We start from the raw sequence: 17,328 nt of genomic DNA on the forward strand, positions 1-17,328 counted from the left end.
ATATGTAGCCGACCAGGTGCATCGGCCGCGGACCCGATGCACCATGGGTATTCAGCTCAGCACACAGGCTCCGGTCTCGACTGCCGCAACCGCATAGGGGGCAGCATCTAGTTGCTTGCGAACCTCAGCCAGCGTCAGCACATATCCCGTGTCATCGTCGGTTACCGCCGCACCGAACACGATGCCGAGTACCTGTCCCTCCGTATCCACCAGCGGCCCACCCGAATTTCCTGCCCGCACCTGGCCACGAACCGTGTAGACCTCGCGCTCGACGGTGCCGTTGCGATAGATCGTCGGGCCCGTCAAGTCCAGTGTCTCGCGAACTCGGGCAGCACTGGCGGTGTACCGACCGCCACCGGGGTAGCCCAGCACGATAGCGCTGTCTCCGGAGCGCGCTGGCGTAGGCGCGGTGGGGATCACGGGCGCGGTGAGCCCCGGTACCGCGAGCACGGCGACATCCTTGGACGGATCGAACAAGACAACCGTGGCATTCAGTGGCCCGTTGATGGCGTCAACTGTGATGCTGGTGGTCCCCGCGACGACGTGAGCGTTGGTAACGATCCGTTCCGGCGCGATCACGAAGCCCGAGCCCTCGAGCGCCCGCTGGCAGCTCGGCGCCACGCCGCGGATGCGCAGCACACTCTGTTGCAGCGAGGCCGCGACCGGACTGGCGAGCACGCTGGGATCCGGCGGTTCGACCGCCGCGATCGGCGCGCGACCGAACGGACCGATGACATCCGGCAGCCCGGAAGTGTTGAGCAGCTTGGAGAATTCGTTCGGCAGCCGCCGCAGCCAATTGGGCGAGACCTCGTTGACATCGGCGAGCACCTTCGAACCGTTGATGGCCGCGGCGATGGCCGGTTGGGACGAGGTGGCCAGCGGTAGCGCCAGCAGCCACGCGGTGACCAGCACCGCGACCGCCTGCAGTACCGCGCCGACGACGCTGTCCACACTGCGGGTGAACGGATGCCGCATACCGCCGCGCGCGGCCCGCCCGAGCACCATGCCCGCGACCTCACCCACAATGACCAGCAGCACGATCAACAGCACGCCGGTGAGCACCCGGGGTCTGCCCTCGTCGACGTGGATCAGAATGTGCGGCGCGATGAGAATGCCCGCGACCGCGCCGAGTACGACGCCGAGGAAGGCCAGCGCGGAAGCCACCGCACCCTGCCGCCAACCGGAAGAGGCGGCAAGCAGCGCGAGCAGCACCACGGCGATATCGAGCCACGCCGATGAACTCATAACGTCATCCCTACGGCCGCCAGCGCGGACTCTAGATCGCGAACATCGCTGTGGTCCCAAGCCCGTTCCCACCCGGCGGCTCTGCAGATGCCCGCCAGAATGCCGCCGGTCAAGCCCCACACCAGCATTCCGTCCACCTGGAATGCCGGACTCTTATAGCCGAGGCTGCCGCGCACCATGAAGCGATTCGCCGGTTCGAGCAGATCGGCGAGCGGCACCCGCACGACGCGTTCGGTCTCGGTGTGATTGACCACTCGGACCTGCCTCGGGGTGTGCCAAAAGGCGACCACGGGGGTCACATCGAATCGGGACGGGGGCACGAACAGCTTGGGCAGTATCGCAAAGGGTTCGACGCCCTCGCGCGCCAGCCCGGTTTCCTCACAGGCCTCGCGCAGGGCGGTATCGATCGGTCCGGAGTCGCCGGGATCGACGGCTCCGCCGGGAAAGGCGACCTGACCGCGGTGCTGGCGCATGGTGGACGCGCGCTGGGTGAGCAGCACATCCGCATCGGCGGGCAGCCCGCCCTGCGCCTCGGTATCGGTTTCGGGCGAACCGCTGAACAGCACGAGCACGGCCGCCTGCCGCGGCGTGGTGTGCACGGTCGTGGCCCGCCGGATCGCGCGCGCCAAGGACAGCGTGTCGCTGGAATCGGTATTCGGGTCCGCCGCTCGGCGCAGCCACTGCGGGATGCTGTCCGGCATGGGGATCTCGGTCATGCCACAACTCCCAAACTGCTCGCGACCGTATCGGCGATATCGTCGACGCCGTTGAAGGCGCGCACCACCACCTCGGCGACCGAACCATCCGCACGCAACAGCACCGATACCGGCAGCACCGCGGGCGCACCGACCGCGGTACGCACCTTGGCGCGCGGGTCGAGGACGCCGGGCAATGTCACCTTCAGGTCGGTCAGCAGCGCGAGCGCCCTCGCCTCATCCGGATCGCTGTGCACGGTCAGCACCGTAATCGCGTTCGCGGCCCGTCGCGCGTACTCCTGCACATCCGGCAACTCCTTGGCGCACGGTCCACACCAGTACGCCCACAGATTCAGCAGTGCCGGTTTGCCCGCGAGCGCGGCCGCCAGATCGACCGGTTTGCCGTCGGATAGACAGGTCGGCGCGAGTCCGGCAAGCGGCCCGCGTCCCACCGCATCCGCGGCGGGCGCCGGACAATTCGCGAGCCCGGCGGCCGTGCGCGCCTCGACCGAGGCGCTCGCGAGGGAATTCGCCGAATGGTCGCCGCTCGTCGCGGTGTCGTCGTTGTCGCGGGGCCATAGTGCGACCGCCAAGGCCACCACGGTGATCAACCCTGCCAGCGCCAAACGCGCCGCGACAGGTATTCGTCTCACCGGCCCACCAGCTCGAGCAGATGCTCTGCCTCGGGGCCCTTCACCAGCTTGGCCGCGGTTTCCGGATCGGTCGGCCCGACCCCGAACGATGGGCAATCCTTGGCCAGAATGCAGACACCGCATGCGGGTTTGCGGGCATGGCAGACCCGGCGCCCGTGGAAAATCACGCGATGGGACAGCATTGTCCATTCCTTGCGTTCGATCAGCTCGCCGATGGCGTGTTCGACCTTCACCGGATCTTCCTCGGTGGTCCAGGCCCAGCGGCGCACCAGCCGACCGAAATGGGTATCGACCGTAATGCCGGGCACCCCGAAGGCATTGCCGAGGATGACGTTGGCAGTCTTGCGGCCGATGCCGGGCAATTTCACCAGTTCGTCGAGGGTGTGAGGCAATTCACCATCGAAGCGTTCGATCAGCGCCTGCCCGAGGCCGATCAGCGAACTGGTCTTATTGCGGAAGAACCCGGTCGGCCGAATGTATTCCTCCAGCTCGGCGCGGTTTGCCTCGGCATAGGCGCGGGCGTCCGGATACTTGGCAAAGAGCGCGGGTGTGGTCATATTCACCCGCTCATCGGTGCACTGCGCGGAAAGTATTGTCGCAACCGCCAATTCGAGCGGTGTAGTGAAATCCAGCTCACAGTGCGCGTCCGGAAAAGCTACCGCCAGAATGCGGTTCATCCGGCGGGCCCTTCGGGTCAGGCCGAGCGGGGTTTCCGCTTGTCGCGCTCGGGATTTGCGCTTGGAAACGGGGACCGCGGCGGGTTGCGCATCGGTCGCCTCGGGGGCAGGCGCAGGCCCGCTCGCGGCAGCTATGGAGGGGGAGACACGCACGCGTCCACCATACGGAACCCGCCCACAACGGTGCCCTCCTAGATCTCTTGCCGTGTTCCATCTGAGACCTAGACCGTGTTTACTGCTCGTCATGCAAGGACTCGCTGTGGTGCTCTTCCCAGTGGTGCTGATGCTGTTTGCACTGGGCATGGAGCGGGTCGAGAATCGGCTCCGCAACCTTCTCGAACCTGACGAAGAGGTTCAGCAGTACCTGGACAAGGCAAGCAACGCGGAAGTAAAGGAGCTGACCAAGCTCGGACTGCCCGCCGCGGTGGCACGGATGCGCAGGCGCCGTTCCCGTGGCGAAGAATTGGATGTCGCTCGCGCGAGCTGAATCCCCTATCAATCGCCGCCTGGTATGCCGCGCAATCCACTCGTTACGTGGTGACTGTCACTACGCTGCCGTAATGCCGCGTAGACTGCGCTGTTGGCCGATTCGCTTCGGTCCAGGACAGAGCCATTTCCCATAAGGAGCACATTCGTGGACGAGGCCCTCGCCAGAGCAGGCATCTTCCAAGGCGTAGAGCCCACCGCGGTGGCGGCTCTAGCCAAACAACTCCAGCCCGTGGACTTTCCGCGTGGGCATGTCATCTTCAACGAGGGCGAGCCCGGCGACCGGTTGTACATCATCACCTCCGGAAAGGTGAAAATCGGACGGCGTTCCCCGGACGGCAGGGAAAACCTGCTGACCATCATGGGTCCGTCGGATATGTTCGGCGAGCTGTCGATCTTCGACCCGGGTCCGCGCACCTCGACCGCTACCACCGTGACCGAGGTCCGTGCGGTCACCATGGACCGTGACGCACTCAAGTCCTGGATCGACCAGCGGCCCGAGATCGCCGAGCAACTGCTCCGCGTCCTCGCTCGCCGATTGCGCCGCACCAACAACAACCTGGCCGACCTGATCTTCACCGACGTCCCCGGCCGGGTCGCCAAGGCGTTGCTGCAGCTCGCGCAGCGGTTCGGTACCCAGGAGGCCGGTGCGCTGCGGGTCACCCACGACCTCACGCAGGAAGAGATCGCGCAGCTGGTCGGCGCCTCCCGCGAGACCGTGAACAAGGCACTCGCCGACTTCGCGCACCGCGGCTGGCTCCGGCTGGAGGGCAAGAGCGTGCTGATCTCCGACTCCGAGCGCCTGGCCCGCCGCGCACGCTGACGCTCGAAACCTATCGGCGACCGGACACCCGGCCGCCGAATAGACGCGTCGCGGCGGATGGACGCCGCAAAACCGGAACGCAAAAGCGCGCTGAGTTCATTTATCAGATGAACTCAGCGCGCTTCGGTGTGCCTGCGATGTAGTCAGTTCTGCTCGGCGCGCAGATACTCCAACTGCGCCTGCACCGAACTGCGCGCGGCCGGCCACAGCCGCTTGTCGACATCGGCGTAGACCTTGCGCACCACCGACATCGCACCGGCATTCGGCCCGAGTACACGCAATGCCTCCCGCACCTGATCCAGCCGCTCCTGACGGTGCGCGATGTAGTACCGCGCGATCGGTTCCAGATCGGGATGATCCGGACCGTGTGCCGGCAGCAGCGCGCGTCCTGCACCCACCTCGACCAGCCTGTCCAGCGATGCCAGGTAATCGGCCAGGGCGCCATCGCTGGCATCGAGCACGGTGGTGCCGAAACCGAGGATGGTGTCACCGGTCAGCACCGCATCGTCGAGGACGAAACTCACCGAATCCTTGGTGTGGCCGGGGGTGTCCAGGACGGTGATCCGCAGCCCGGCGGCCTCGATCACCTCGCCGTCGACCAGCGGCGCAGCGGAACCGCGCAGGAAATCGGCGGTTGCGGCCCGCACCGGCGTACCCGTCAACTCGACCAAGCGGTCGATACCACCGGTGTGGTCATGATGCCGGTGGGTGATCAGGGTGAGCGCGATATTGCCGTCGGTGACGCGGGCGATCGCCTCGCTGTGCGCCTTATCCTTCGGTCCCGGATCGACCACGACGTAATCCGATTGTCCCGGCGCGCGCAGCAGCCAGGTATTGGTGCCCTCCAGCGTCATCTGGCCGGGATTGTCCGCGAGTACGACCGCCGCGGTCGGCGTGACCTGCCGCAGCTGGCCGTATGCGGGGTGGGTGAGCGTCATCGGAAACCCCAGTCGATCGAAATCCTAGCCGTAGCGACTGTTTGCAGGTCGCTCGAAATGGTCTACTTCGAACCTGTTTAGCGCACTTCGGCGATCAATTCGACCTCGACGGGGGTGTTGCGGGGCAGTTCGGCGACGCCGACCGCCGAACGCGCGTGCACGCCCGCATCACCGAAGACCGCACCGAGCAATTCCGAGGCACCATTGATGACCTGCGGCTGATCGGTGAATCCCGGTGCGGAAGCGACGAATCCGACGACCTTGACAATGCGCACCACCGCGTCGAGCCCGACCAGATCGTGCACCGCGGCGATCGCGTTCAACGCGCACAACCTGGCCGCCTCGTTGGCCTGTTCGAGCGAGACCTCGGCGCCGACCTTGCCGGTCACCGAGAGCTGCCCGTCCACGAACGGCAGCTGGCCGGAGGTGTAGACGAGCGAACCGGTGCGGATCGCCGGAATGTAGGCGGCGACCGGGGCGACGACCGGCGGCAGGGTCAGGCCGAGCTGGGCGAGGTTCTTCTCCCACTGGGTCATAAGTGCAAGTCCCTTCGATTATTTGGGGCGCTTGAGGTAGGCGACGTGCTGTTCGCCGGTCGGACCGGGTAGCACGGTCACCAGCTCCCAGCCATCGGCGCCCCACTGGTCCAGGATCTGCTTGGTCGCATGCGTCAACAGCGGAACGGTGGCGTACTCCCACACCTTCGAATCACTCATGACTGTAACTTTGGCAGCGCCTTCGGCGCTGCGTGTTCGCGGCCCCCTGCTGTCTCGCGACTGACCCTTTCGAGCGACCTGCAAGCAGTCGCTAGCGGCGCCGTCGAGACTCGCGACTTCGTCGCATGCGCTTCGACGACTCGGACGCGAGACGGGCCGCGAACAGTCGCTCGTAAGACTCGCTCCGTTGTGGTCGGTGCGGGTGGGGCGTTCGGCGCTTGATGTGTACGGACGGGGCGGTGGAGTCCGGGCGGTGGAGGTCCGCGCTTGCGGCGTATGTGCTTCGATGACTCGGCCGAGTCGATGGCCGCGCCTTCGCGTGGACGCGAGACAGGCCGCAGGCGTCGCTGGTAAGGCTCGCTCGGTCGTGGCCGATTAGCAGGAACTGATCTTGCGGCCCGCTACGCCCTTCCGTCTGAGACGGAATCCCTGGAAAATGAGGCACTGACCATATTGCTGGGGCGCGTCCACATAACGGGTTATAGGCTCGCGATCGTGGGAGTACCAACAGCAGTGCCCATTTCGGCGGAGCCGGGGCCGGAAACGGGTTGGCCGGAGCGCGCGGATAACGCCCGCTTGCACTATGTCTCGGGCAAGGGAGGAACCGGTAAGTCGACGGTCGCCGCCGCGCTGGCACTCGCACTGGCCGCCGGCGGGCGGCGGGTACTGTTGGTCGAGGTGGAGAGCAGGCAGTCCATTGCCCAGCTGTTCGATCTGCCGCCGCTGCCGCCCACCGAAACCAGGATCGCCACCGCGGACGGCGGCGGTGAAGTGGTCGCGCTCGCACTCGATATCGAGCACGCCTTCCTCGAATACCTCGATATGTTCTACAACTTGGGCTTCGCCGGGCGGGCGATGCGCCGGGTCGGCGCCGTCGAATTCGTCACCACGATCGCACCCGGTCTGCGCGATGTCATACTGACCGGCAAGATCAAGGAATGCGCGGTCCGGGTGGATAAGCAGGGCAAGCCCGTATTCGATGAAATTGTTGTCGACGCACCGCCGACCGGACGGATCGCCAGCTTCCTCGATGTCACCCAGGCCATGGCCGAGGTGGCCAAGGGCGGACCGATCGCCTCGCAGGCCGAGGGCGTCTCGAACCTGCTGCACTCCGATCAGACGATGATCCACCTGGTCACCCTGTTGGAGGCGCTGCCGGTTCAGGAGACCGCTGACGCCGTCGCCGAACTCACCGCCAATGACCTGCGGATCGGCACCGTCATTGTGAACCGGGCGACCAAGGGCCAACTCCCCCCGGAGGTGCGAAATATGGCCGCACAGGGCGATATCGATCGCGACGCCATTCTCACTGGACTCACCGAGGCCGGAATTTCCCTGTCGGACCAGGACTTCCAGGGCCTGATCACCGAAACCGTCGAGCATTCGGCCACTTTGCGGGCACAGGACGAAAGCGCCGCCGAACTCGCGAAAGTGGATGTATCGCGGATGTATCTGCCCGCGCTCGCCGACGGCATGGATCTCGGTGGCATTTATGAACTTGCCGAATATCTGAGCAAGCAGGGGGTCCGGTGAGTAATCCGAATGTGGCCCCACCACTGGATATTTCGAGCATCATCGCCGACCGCAATGCGCGGGTGGTGGTCTGCTGCGGCTCGGGCGGCGTCGGTAAGACGACTACCGCGGCGGCAATCGGGTTACGCGCGGCCGAGCAGGGCCGCAAGGTTGTAGTGCTCACCATCGACCCGGCACGTCGGCTGGCCCAGTCACTCGGCGTCGCCGATCTGGACAACACCCCGCAGCGGGTGGCCCTCGGCCCGGAGGCCAAGGGCGAATTGCACGCGATGATGCTCAATATGCGGCGCACCTTCGACGATATGGTGCTCGAGCACACCAGTCCGGAGAAGGCGGAGCAGATTTTCGCCAACCCCTTCTATCAGACGGTCGCCTCCTCCTTCGGCGGCACACAGGAATACATGGCGATGGAGAAGCTCGGCCAGTTGGCCGGGCGCAAGGAGTGGGACCTGATCGTGGTCGACACTCCCCCGTCCCGCAATGCCCTCGACTTCCTCGATGCGCCGAAGCGGCTCGGAAACTTCCTGAACGGCAGGATGATCCGGGTCATCATGGCTCCCGGTCGCGGTGTCACCCGGTTGGTGACCGGTGCGATGAGCCTGGCGGTGCGCGCGGTATCGACCATTGTCGGCGGCCAGATGCTCAAGGACGCATCGAATTTCCTGCAGTCGCTGGAGTCGCTGTTCGGTGGTTTCCAGGATCGCGCGGACCGCACCTACGCGATGCTGTCCAAGCCGGGCACGCACTTTCTGGTGGTCGCGGCCCCCGAACAGGATGCTCTACGCGAGGCGTCCTTCTTCGTCGACCGTCTCTCGACCGAACGCATGCCGCTGGCCGGACTGGTCTTGAACCGGACCCACCCGGTACTCAGCTCCCTGAGCGCCGATCACGCGCAGACCGCGGCCGATCAGCTGGCCGAATCCGATCCGCTGACCGCCGCGGTGCTGCGCATCCACGCCAAGCGGGTCGCCACCGCGAAACGCGAAGAGCATCTGCTGCACCGGTTCACCGGTGCGCATCCGCGGGTGCCGATCGCCTCGGTGACCGCGCTGCCCTTCGAGGTCTCGGATCTGGAGGCGTTGCGTGCCGTTGGCGCACAACTCACCGGTGCGCACCCGGTCGAGATGACCGTGTGAGGCGTGATCGGCGGCGAAATCGACCGTGCCACCGCGTCATGCTGATGTTGGATTGATATAAACCCGTTAACGAAACCGAGCCCGCAATGGCGGGCTCGGTTTCATTCCAGGGTTAGATTGCGATCTGATGTTGACGCTGAGCTTGGAAAAAGTCCGCCCAGGACGTCACCTCCGGGTGCTGCTTGAGCAGCGCACGACGCTGCCGTTCGGTCATTCCACCCCACACGCCGAATTCGACTCGATTGTCGAGCGCGTCGGCCCCACACTGCATCAACACCGGGCAGTGCCTGCAGATCGTCGCCGCCTTGCGCTGCGCCGCGCCGCGGACGAACAGTTGATCAGGGTCTACTTCCTTGCATCGGGCCTGGGCAACCCAGGCGATCCTTGCTTCGGCCTGCTCCACGTCCAATCGAGCGATGGGGGTTGTCATGTGCATTTGGTGTGCCCCTTTGCAGTCCGAACACCGGGTCAACGGCGCTCCAGAATCGCGTGTCAGTGTCGCAGCAACCCAAACCCCGCCGCGAACTACACCACATTCCACTTTGAGTGTTAGCTCTATCACACTGGGTTCTCAATCTAGGTAAAGGTATGGCCTCTGCGCAAGACCGTCCCGAGACTTTTTGGTACGTCCGTCCCTGCGACCGTGATCTAGAACCGGGCGGTCGACTCGACCCATGGCTCGCCCCTCCGCGACACGCCGGAATCCGTCGTGCGACACGCCCAATGGAACATTCGAACTCCAATATCCGAGCAACTCGCAAACACACCCGAGAGCGCCGGATCGGCACCCCGTAGTCTGGGTCCGTGCCGATCACACATACGCTCGCGAGGCTGGCCGGCAGCTGTGCGCTGGCCGCCGTGCTCGTCGCCGGGTTGTTGTTCCCTCTCGCAGGCGGTTTCGGGTTCGTCTCCAACCGCGCCGCCGATGCCGTCGACAATGTGTCCGCGGAGTTGGTGGAGGGCACTGTCCCGGCCGTCTCGACCATGGTCGACGCGAACGGAACGCCCATCGCCTGGCTATACGAGCAGCGCCGCTTCGAGGTCCCCAGCGACAAGATCTCCAACGATATGAAGTTGGCGATCGTCTCCATCGAGGACCGGCGCTTCGCTGACCACGCGGGTGTGGACTGGACAGGCACCATGCGCGCGTTCGTCACCAATACGAGCAGCGGCGAGGTCCAACAGGGTGCGTCCACCCTCGATCAGCAGTATGTGAAGAACTTCCAACTGCTGGTTGTCGCGAAGACCGATGCCGAGCGCCGGGCCGCCATCGAGACCACCCCCGCGCGCAAGCTGCGCGAGATCCGGATGGCGCTCACCCTGGACCGGGAGTTGACCAAGGACGAGATCCTCACCCGATACCTGAATCTCGTCCCGTTCGGTAACTCCTCCTATGGAATTCAGGATGCGGCGCAGACCTACTTCGGCGTCGACGCCGCGAATCTGAATGTGCCGCAGTCAGCGATGCTCGCTGGCATCGTGCAGTCCAGCTCGAAGCTGAATCCCTACACCAATCCCGAGGGTGTAACGCAGCGGCGCAATACCGTGCTGGACACGCTGATCCAGAACATCCCCAGCCGCGCCGAGGAATTCCGCAAGGCCAAGTCCGAACCGCTCGGTGTGCTCCCCGAGCCCAAAGGCCTGCCGCGCGGCTGCATCGCCGCCAACGACCGCGGCTTCTTCTGCGACTACGCGCTGCAGTATCTGGCCGATGCCGGTATCAGCCGCGAGCAGATCAATACCGGTGGCTACACGATCAGGACGACACTCGATCCGGCGCTGCAGGATTCGGTGAAACGCTCGGTCACCGAGGCCGCGAACCCTAACCTCGACGACATCGCGCAAGTGATGTCGGTGGTCGGCCCCGGCCATGATTCGCATCCGGTGCTCGCGATGGCCAGTAGCCGCACCTACGGACTGAACCGCAACGCCAACGAAACGGTGCAGCCGCAGCCGTATTCGATGGTTGGTGACGGCGCCGGCTCGATTTTCAAGATCTTTACCACGGCCGCGGCCATGGAAAAGGGCCTCGGTATCGAGGCCCAACTCGATGTGCCCGGACGGTTCGAGGCAAAGGGCATGGGTAACGGTGGTGCGCGCGGCTGTCCGCCCGCCACCTACTGCGTGCAGAACGCGGGTAACTACAAGTCGCCGATGTCGGTGACCGAGGCGCTGGCCACCTCGCCGAATACCGCGTTCGTCAAGCTGATCCAGGCCGTCGGGGTCACCCCGACCGTCGATATGGCGGTGCGCCTCGGAATGCGCTCCTACACCGAGGCGGGCACCTCGGGCCACGGCAACCAGAGCCTGGCGGACATGATCAAGGAGCAGAACCTCGGCTCGTTCACCCTCGGGCCGGTCGCGATCAACCCGCTCGAGTTGTCGAATGTGGCCGCCACCCTGGGTTCCGGGGGCAAGTGGTGCCCGCCGTCGCCGATCAAGGAAGTGCTCGACCGCAACAACAAGCCGGTGCCGCTCACACAGCAGGCGTGTGAACAGGTCGTCGATCCGGGGCTGGCGAACACCCTGGCCAATGCGATGAGCAAGGACGACATCAGTGGTACCGCGGCCGGCGCGGCGCAGGCGACCGGCTGGAACCAGCCGCTGTCGGCCAAGACGGGAACCACCGAGAGCCACCGCTCCTCGGCGTTCCTCGGCTTCACCAACTCGATGGCCGCCGCCGCCTATGTCTACGGCGACAGCCCGACACCCGGTGAGATCTGCTCGTTCCCGCTACGCGGCTGTGGCGACGGCAATCTCTTCGGTGGTAATGAACCCGCTCGCACTTGGTTCAACGCGATCAAACCGGTGCTCGGGAACTTCCCGCCACCCGCACTGCCACCACTGGACGACAAGTATGTGCGCGGATCCAATCAGGCCCAGGTCCCCGATGTCACGGGCATGACGCAAGGTCAGGCCACCGCCGCGCTGACGGCCGCGGGCTTCCAGGTCTCGTCGGTGAACGGCGTCGGCGCTCCGCCGAAGGGGACGGTGCTGGGGGCCGCGCCGAATGGTTCGGCGATTCCCGGGTCGGTGATCACGATCTATATCAGCGATGGGACGGAACGGGCGCCGGCACCGGCACCCGGACCTGCGCCGGTGCCCGGACTTCCGGTTCCAGGCATTCCCGGCATTCCGGGATTCCCTAGTATTCCGGGATTCCCAGTACCTCGATAAACCAGCACCTCGATAACCAGCACCTCGACAATACGAAAGCCGCCGACCCGGATCCCGGATCGGCGGCTTTCGCCTATCGGTGGCTACAGGCGCGACTTCACGGCAGCCGAGATCCGGGAGCCATCGGCCTTACCGGCGGCGATCGCGGTGGCGACCTTCATGACCTGGCCCATCTGCCGCATGCCCGGCCGCTCACCGAGTTCCTGGGCGACCTGCGCGATGGCGGTATCGGCGACATCGGCGACCTCGGCGTCGGTCAGCTGCGTCGGCAGATATTCATCAATGATGCGCGCCTCGGCATGTTCGTTGGCGGCCAGTTCGCCACGCCCGGCCTGGGCGTAGACCTCGGCCGACTCGCTGCGCTTCTTCGCCTCTTTCTGCAGCACGGCAATGACCTCGGCGTCGGAGAGCTCACGTGCCTGCGAGCCCGCGACCTCCGCGGTCTGGATGGCGGCCAGCAGCATCCTGAGGGTGGCGAGGCGCAGCTTGTCCTTGGCTTTCATTGCGGCGGTCATATCCGCACGCAGCTGCGATTTGAGTTCCGACATGTGCCACACGGTAGCCGTTTCCCCGTTCCCGGCCCACTACATTCGGCGCTCGACCCGAATTCAGCACACTCGCCCGAGCGACTGCTTGCAGGTCGCCCGAAACAACCAGCCGACCGCTTGTGCGGAAACACACTCGGCGTTCCGCACCAGGGTCACCTATGCTGGGCAAATGCCCGTAATCTCGACCTCCGCCATCCGACGAACCGCGTTGGGAGCCGCCGGGGCCGCGGTGGCCGGTATCGGCTACGCCTCGCTGATCGAACGAAACGCCTTCGTACTGCGTGAGGCCACGATGCCCGTCCTACAGCCGGGCTCGTCGTCACTACGGGTACTGCATATCAGCGATCTGCACATGATGCCTGGCCAGAAGCTCAAGCAGCAGTGGCTGCGGGAGCTGGATCGGCTGGAGCCGGATCTGGTCGTCAATACCGGGGACAATCTTTCGCACCAGAAATCGGTGCCCGCGGTGGTCCAGGCCCTCGGCGGATTGCTTTCCCGCCCAGGCCTTTTCGTTTTCGGCAGCAATGACTATTTCGCGCCGGTACCGAAGAATCCGGCGAAATACTTCAAGAAGGATCACCGCCGGGTGTACGGCGCGCCGCTGCCGTGGAAGGACCTACGCGCGGCATTCACCGAGCGCGGCTGGCTGGATCTGACCCACGTCCGCCGTGACGTCGAGGTCGCGGGCATTCGAATCGCGAGCGCGGGCGTCGACGATCCGCATCTGCAGCGCGACCGGTACGACACCATCGCGGGTGCGCCCAATCCGCTCGCCGTGCTGAGCATCGGCCTGACCCACTCCCCCGAACCCCGGGTGCTGGACCGTTTCGCCGAGGACGGTTACGACCTGGTCATGGCCGGACATACGCACGGCGGTCAGCTGTGCCTGCCCGGATACGGTGCGCTGGTCACCAACTGCGGTATCGACCGCTCGCGGGTGAGGGGCTCGTCCAAGTGGGGCGCACACACCCAACTGCACGTCTCCGCTGGTCTGGGCACCTCGCCGTGGGCGCCGTACCGTTTCTGCTGCCGCCCCGAGGCGACGCTGCTGACCCTGGTCGCCGCACCGCCGATGCGTCCCAATACCGATAGCGGACAGGGCGTTTCACCCTCGGAAGCCATCGCACGCTGAGGTCCGCTAAGGTCCTTTGCCGAGACTGACGTCAGGCAGGGGATAGCGTGAGCGAACGCCAGCGAGCGAACCATCGACACAGCGTGCAATCGCGCACGACGGAGCCGAGCGCCAGCGAGGCAGAGTCGTGAGTGATTTCGACGACCGGCGCGAACCCGGTGCGCCGTATCAGCGACAGCATTCAGGCGCCGAGCAATTCGGCCCTGCGCTGGGACAACCCGGATCCGGGCGGCCCGATCCCGGTCAGTCGCAGGCCGACGCATCGCACAGCACATTCGGCGCACCGGTCCAGCTCGATCCGGCCGCACTGTCGCCATTCGGCCCCGAACCCACGGCCGCACCGTGGAACGGCGGCAGCGCGCCGGCGTGGCAGCCCGAGCGGCAATCGGCAAGTGCCCCTGGTCAATTCGATCCGACACGGCAGTGGACGCCGCAGCCGCAGCAACCCGTGTCGTCATGGCAGCCGGGCTCGACGACGCAATTCCAGCCCGGCGCAACACCGTCCGGACCACCTGGCGGGCCGCACGCACCGCATGGCGGTGGCTTGAATGCGCTCTTCGGTGACCGACTCGCATCGGACTTGGCCGCAGCGTCGAGCGTGAACCGACCGAGTCGCGGTCGGCGCATCGCATGGATCGCCGCCGCGGTCGCGGTGGTCGTGGTCGCGGGCGGAGCGGCGGCGGCGATCCTCACGGCCAGCCACGGATCGGATGACACCACAGCACAGAATCCGGCTCCGTCGATGGTGAGCGCACTCACCCCCACGGTTTCGCACACCTCGACCCAGCCGACCACCACCAAGCACGCCCCAGCCAATCATGAGACCCCGGTCGTCCCCGGTTACCAGGTTGTGGTGGCCTCGGACCTCGGGGCGGCCTATGACGTACCCGCCGACTGGACGGTGGCCCCCGACGGCAAGATCGGCGGCTTCGGGGAACCGCCCAATGCCGTCACCGGTAAGGGGCTGGCCACCGACGGGAAGAGCTACTGCCCCGGCTCGACCCGCACCGTGGCCTTCCTGACCGGTTCCCCGGACACCGATTCGGCAACCGCGGCAACCGAACTCGGCACCAGGACCGCCCAGATCGCCTACAGCAACTCACCGGGCGGTACACCCGGCGCCGCACAGCCGCTCAGCTCGCTCGACGGATCCCAGCAGGGCATGTTCGTGGAAACCAAGGGCACCGCGACCAAGGCCAATCCAGGCTGCGCGACCGAGTACTCGGTCTACACCTTCGCCGCCCCCACCGATAACGGCAATTTCGTCATGGTGATCGCGGCCGACACCGGCGTACCCAATGCCATCGATGCGGTAACCGCCCAGCGGATCTTCACCAGCATTCGACCTCATGAAGGGTGATTGACCTGCGGGTTTAACGTCTGGACGTGAGCTGTTGTAAGCTACTCCAGGTTCGCTTCACGGGGTGTGGCGCAGCTTGGTAGCGCGCTTCGTTCGGGACGAAGAGGTCGCAGGTTCAAATCCTGTCACCCCGACTCGTGGTTGAGACGAATAGTTCCGCCCTCGGCCCGCACAGGCCGGGGGCGGAGCTGTTTACGCTGGTTTGCCCGGCGGTCCGGGGTGGGCCACCATACCGCGCAGGCAATGACCGCTAGTAGCCCGCAGACCAAGGCGAGCAAGCCAACGATCACGAAAGCATCCATCCATACCTCCCGAGACTCCTCGTAGGTGCGCCCGGCGTCGCGATGGATCGGCATCGACCGGCGGCCACGAAGGGCGGTCGGCGGATCGCTCCGCAGACTCCGCTACCGCGTGCCCGGCTGTCATCAGCTGGCGCGGCAATGTGTCCTGCGGTGGTGCGGCGACGTGGCCAAGTGTTTGCTGTCTGCTCCCCTCACTGTGCACCGGCGGTGCGAAGTTCCGGTAGGCGGCGCGCCGAAGGAATGCGCGACCGTTCCGATATGTCCCCGGTCGTCCCAAATGGGCGGTGAGCAGACTCTTACCGCTTGCTATCGTGCGGTCATCTCGACGAAACGCGAGGTCCATAGCGTATGCACGGCTGGCCACACTGGCTGATGCCGCGGGACATCCCGCTGGCCTGGATCAATGTCGAGGTACTGCCTGCGGATCAGGGCCATTTGAGGCCGGTCGCGAATGCCTGCAACTCTTTCGAGGTGGTAGAGCTGATCAATCCCGAATCGCCGACGACGCGTCTTTCCAGATGAAACCTCAGCCGCCCACGTGATCACCTGTACCTCTTGCGAGTTGCCGGCTGCCTTGTGTCCCTTATCCTTTGGGATTCTCACCACTGGAAATCCGGCCCCGATGCCGCATACTGCCCGCCGGGCACTGGGCAAAATCGTTGGTGAGGAACGGATTCGGGATGGTCGCAGACGTTGCGCGGATGGCTCGCATGGCGAAGGGGCGGATCGATCACGCCCTCGAGCGCGGGGGCCGCCAGGTTCGGGAAGCCTATCTCGGCACGGGCGGGGAGTTGAAGAACGTCGCCAACATGGAGCACCTCGCCCGCAACAGTTTCATCCTCGATGCCGAGGGGTTCGGCCGTATGGGGGTACCACCGTTCAGGATCGAGCGCGCCGGAGTCGACGATGTGCCGGGCATCGTGCACGCACAGTTGGAAGCGGTCCGCTTCGCCTACCGGGATCTGCCGGTCGCGAAGGGCAAGGAGGGCGTGCCCGCACTTTACCGGGATATGGCAGGGCGCAAACCGCAGGAGTACGAACGGGCCATATCCAGTGATACCGATATATTTCTGATACACCGAACCAGTGACAACAGGGTCGGCGGATTCTCCTGGTTGAAAAAGGGCGAGAATGACAAAGTCGAATGGATCGCCTGGCATCTGTTGGAAGAGTTCCGCGGCACAGGCCTATCCAACGCCCTGCTGCGCCGCACGCTACTCGAGGCCGGCGACGTCGACGTCTACATGCAGACGACAGTCGGCACGAAGGCGCAGAAAGCCTTCGATGGGCTCGGGGCCGAGCGGCTCGGAAAACCGACCGGTACGCCACCGCCGATGGAACAGGCCGGTATCGACGGCCCCCAGCAGGCTTATGTCCTGAAGCGCGCAACCCGGCGGGGCCTGTTGAATAGTGGACGACTGGGCCCTCCAATCGATTAGGCCGTCCGTCACGGGATTCGCATCGGGGTTTCGTTGTGTCGTTTGCAAAGGAGGTCAAGCCCCCGTCCTTGCCTCCGAGCGGATCGGAAGGGTCGCACCGTAAGCAGATGATCGCGGACTCGGCTCGTGCTCAGCTGTCCGTAAACCAGCCGAGCGGGCGCGCGGGCGATGACGCTACCCGGCTGGGCACCATTGGCCCGGACGGTGACGGTGGCGACAGCACCGAAGATGATCTCGGGCGACTGCGCGGTCGGCTCAGCCTGTGCGAGTGTCGGCCCGCAGGTAGCTGTAGACGGTCTCACGGCTGATCCCGATTCCTTGGCCAGCACCGACTTCCGCTCACCCGCCGCGGGCGCTCTCGCGCAGCCGGTCGGCTTGGGCGTCGATGCAAGCGGGTTTGCGGCCGGTGTAGACGTCGCGAGTCTTGGCCGCGGCGATGCTTCGCGCTGGCGTTCCGAGATCAGTCAC

At 65.5% G+C, this 17,328-nt stretch carries 18 protein-coding genes and 1 tRNA gene; 9 read left to right on the plus strand and 10 right to left on the minus strand.

Annotated elements, in window-relative coordinates; all coding sequences use genetic code 11:
• Positions 1-51 precede the first annotated feature (51 nt).
• Genes AB0J29_RS18085 through nth form a run of 4 tightly spaced genes read right to left on the minus strand, consistent with a single transcriptional unit; the run spans position 52 to position 3,291 of the window.
• Complete coding sequence (locus tag AB0J29_RS18085) at positions 52-1,245, minus strand: MarP family serine protease (protein ID WP_364786841.1); 1,194 nt, start codon at positions 1,243-1,245, stop codon at positions 52-54.
• On the minus strand, positions 1,242-1,961 hold the full coding sequence (locus AB0J29_RS18090; protein ID WP_364786843.1) for a CoA pyrophosphatase: 720 nt from the start codon (positions 1,959-1,961) through the stop codon (positions 1,242-1,244). The genes AB0J29_RS18085 and AB0J29_RS18090 overlap by 4 nt, the downstream gene beginning before the upstream one ends.
• On the minus strand, positions 1,958-2,584 hold the full coding sequence (locus AB0J29_RS18095; RefSeq protein ID WP_364786943.1) for a TlpA disulfide reductase family protein: 627 nt from the start codon (positions 2,582-2,584) through the stop codon (positions 1,958-1,960). Before AB0J29_RS18095 ends, AB0J29_RS18090 begins: the two co-directional genes overlap by 4 nt.
• A gap of 5 nt (positions 2,585-2,589) precedes the next feature.
• Positions 2,590-3,291 carry an endonuclease III gene (gene nth / locus AB0J29_RS18100; protein WP_364786946.1) on the minus strand — a complete coding sequence of 234 codons (702 nt, stop codon included), beginning with the start codon at positions 3,289-3,291 and terminating at the stop codon, positions 2,590-2,592.
• A 223-nt stretch (positions 3,292-3,514) separates the two neighbouring features.
• Here nth and AB0J29_RS18105 point away from each other — a divergent pair, with 223 nt between their 5' ends.
• The gene (locus tag AB0J29_RS18105) at positions 3,515-3,757 is read left to right on the plus strand and encodes a hypothetical protein (RefSeq protein WP_364497978.1); all 243 of its coding nucleotides are present in this window, start codon (positions 3,515-3,517) and stop codon (positions 3,755-3,757) included.
• A gap of 147 nt (positions 3,758-3,904) precedes the next feature.
• Positions 3,905-4,579, plus strand: coding sequence for a Crp/Fnr family transcriptional regulator (locus AB0J29_RS18110; protein ID WP_011206875.1), 675 nt, complete (start codon positions 3,905-3,907; stop codon positions 4,577-4,579).
• 143 nt (positions 4,580-4,722) lie between these two features.
• Here the strand turns inward: AB0J29_RS18110 and AB0J29_RS18115 are convergent, their stop codons facing one another.
• The 3 genes from AB0J29_RS18115 to AB0J29_RS18125 form a co-directional block, all read right to left on the minus strand.
• Complete coding sequence (locus tag AB0J29_RS18115; RefSeq protein WP_364786846.1) at positions 4,723-5,517, minus strand: MBL fold metallo-hydrolase; 795 nt, start codon at positions 5,515-5,517, stop codon at positions 4,723-4,725.
• A gap of 77 nt (positions 5,518-5,594) precedes the next feature.
• The gene (locus AB0J29_RS18120) at positions 5,595-6,053 is read right to left on the minus strand and encodes a RidA family protein (RefSeq protein WP_364786849.1); all 459 of its coding nucleotides are present in this window, start codon (positions 6,051-6,053) and stop codon (positions 5,595-5,597) included.
• Positions 6,054-6,071: 18 nt separating this feature from the next.
• Positions 6,072-6,233 carry a DUF4177 domain-containing protein gene (locus AB0J29_RS18125; protein ID WP_085998464.1) on the minus strand — a complete coding sequence of 54 codons (162 nt, stop codon included), beginning with the start codon at positions 6,231-6,233 and terminating at the stop codon, positions 6,072-6,074.
• A gap of 513 nt (positions 6,234-6,746) precedes the next feature.
• Between AB0J29_RS18125 and AB0J29_RS18130 the strand changes: the two genes are divergently transcribed.
• Together AB0J29_RS18130 and AB0J29_RS18135 are read left to right on the plus strand one after the other, a co-directional pair.
• Entirely contained in the window at positions 6,747-7,766 is a 1,020-nt protein-coding gene (locus AB0J29_RS18130; RefSeq protein WP_364786949.1) for an ArsA-related P-loop ATPase, read from the plus strand.
• Positions 7,763-8,902 (plus strand): ArsA family ATPase, encoded by a 1,140-nt coding sequence (locus tag AB0J29_RS18135; protein ID WP_364786852.1) that lies wholly within the window; start codon positions 7,763-7,765, stop codon positions 8,900-8,902. The genes AB0J29_RS18130 and AB0J29_RS18135 overlap by 4 nt, the downstream gene beginning before the upstream one ends.
• 112 nt (positions 8,903-9,014) lie before the next feature.
• Here AB0J29_RS18135 and AB0J29_RS18140 read toward each other — a convergent pair whose 3' ends face one another.
• Positions 9,015-9,338, minus strand: coding sequence for a WhiB family transcriptional regulator (locus AB0J29_RS18140; RefSeq protein ID WP_040686051.1), 324 nt, complete (start codon positions 9,336-9,338; stop codon positions 9,015-9,017).
• 368 nt (positions 9,339-9,706) lie between these two features.
• Between AB0J29_RS18140 and AB0J29_RS18145 the strand changes: the two genes are divergently transcribed.
• Positions 9,707-12,079 (plus strand): penicillin-binding protein, encoded by a 2,373-nt coding sequence (locus AB0J29_RS18145; RefSeq protein WP_364786855.1) that lies wholly within the window; start codon positions 9,707-9,709, stop codon positions 12,077-12,079.
• 83 nt (positions 12,080-12,162) lie between these two features.
• On the opposite strand, the gene AB0J29_RS18150 is transcribed toward AB0J29_RS18145, so the two are convergent.
• Entirely contained in the window at positions 12,163-12,627 is a 465-nt protein-coding gene (locus AB0J29_RS18150; RefSeq protein WP_364786858.1) for a GatB/YqeY domain-containing protein, read from the minus strand.
• Positions 12,628-12,796: 169 nt separating this feature from the next.
• Here AB0J29_RS18150 and AB0J29_RS18155 point away from each other — a divergent pair, with 169 nt between their 5' ends.
• The 4 genes from AB0J29_RS18155 to AB0J29_RS18170 all read left to right on the plus strand — a co-directional run bounded on the left by AB0J29_RS18155 (position 12,797) and on the right by AB0J29_RS18170 (position 16,860).
• Entirely contained in the window at positions 12,797-13,759 is a 963-nt protein-coding gene (locus AB0J29_RS18155; protein ID WP_364786860.1) for a metallophosphoesterase, read from the plus strand.
• Positions 13,760-13,886: 127 nt separating this feature from the next.
• Positions 13,887-15,119, plus strand: coding sequence for a hypothetical protein (locus AB0J29_RS18160; protein ID WP_364786863.1), 1,233 nt, complete (start codon positions 13,887-13,889; stop codon positions 15,117-15,119).
• A gap of 60 nt (positions 15,120-15,179) precedes the next feature.
• A tRNA-Pro gene (locus AB0J29_RS18165) sits at positions 15,180-15,253 on the plus strand.
• 878 nt (positions 15,254-16,131) lie between these two features.
• Positions 16,132-16,860, plus strand: coding sequence for a hypothetical protein (locus AB0J29_RS18170; protein WP_364786866.1), 729 nt, complete (start codon positions 16,132-16,134; stop codon positions 16,858-16,860).
• Between the two features lie 339 nt (positions 16,861-17,199).
• Here the strand turns inward: AB0J29_RS18170 and AB0J29_RS18175 are convergent, their stop codons facing one another.
• A complete protein-coding gene (locus AB0J29_RS18175) occupies positions 17,200-17,328 on the minus strand; it encodes a hypothetical protein (RefSeq protein WP_364786869.1) in 129 nt (42 codons plus the stop codon).

The organism is Nocardia sp. NPDC049707, from assembly GCF_040674855.1.
In the GTDB taxonomy this organism is placed as follows: Bacteria; Actinomycetota; Actinomycetes; order Mycobacteriales; family Mycobacteriaceae; genus Nocardia.

Coding starts and splice junctions, on each gene's coding strand:
- AB0J29_RS18155 (WP_364786860.1), top strand. CDS start 12,797: ATGCCCGTAATCTCGACCTCCGCCATCCGACGAACCGCGTTGGGAGCC.
- AB0J29_RS18105 (WP_364497978.1), top strand. CDS start 3,515: ATGCAAGGACTCGCTGTGGTGCTCTTCCCAGTGGTGCTGATGCTGTTT.
- AB0J29_RS18150 (WP_364786858.1), bottom strand. CDS start 12,627: ATGTCGGAACTCAAATCGCAGCTGCGTGCGGATATGACCGCCGCAATG.
- AB0J29_RS18120 (WP_364786849.1), bottom strand. CDS start 6,053: ATGACCCAGTGGGAGAAGAACCTCGCCCAGCTCGGCCTGACCCTGCCG.
- AB0J29_RS18170 (WP_364786866.1), top strand. CDS start 16,132: ATGGCGAAGGGGCGGATCGATCACGCCCTCGAGCGCGGGGGCCGCCAG.
- AB0J29_RS18125 (WP_085998464.1), bottom strand. CDS start 6,233: ATGAGTGATTCGAAGGTGTGGGAGTACGCCACCGTTCCGCTGTTGACG.
- AB0J29_RS18115 (WP_364786846.1), bottom strand. CDS start 5,517: ATGACGCTCACCCACCCCGCATACGGCCAGCTGCGGCAGGTCACGCCG.
- AB0J29_RS18085 (WP_364786841.1), bottom strand. CDS start 1,245: ATGAGTTCATCGGCGTGGCTCGATATCGCCGTGGTGCTGCTCGCGCTG.
- AB0J29_RS18090 (WP_364786843.1), bottom strand. CDS start 1,961: ATGACCGAGATCCCCATGCCGGACAGCATCCCGCAGTGGCTGCGCCGA.
- AB0J29_RS18140 (WP_040686051.1), bottom strand. CDS start 9,338: ATGCACATGACAACCCCCATCGCTCGATTGGACGTGGAGCAGGCCGAA.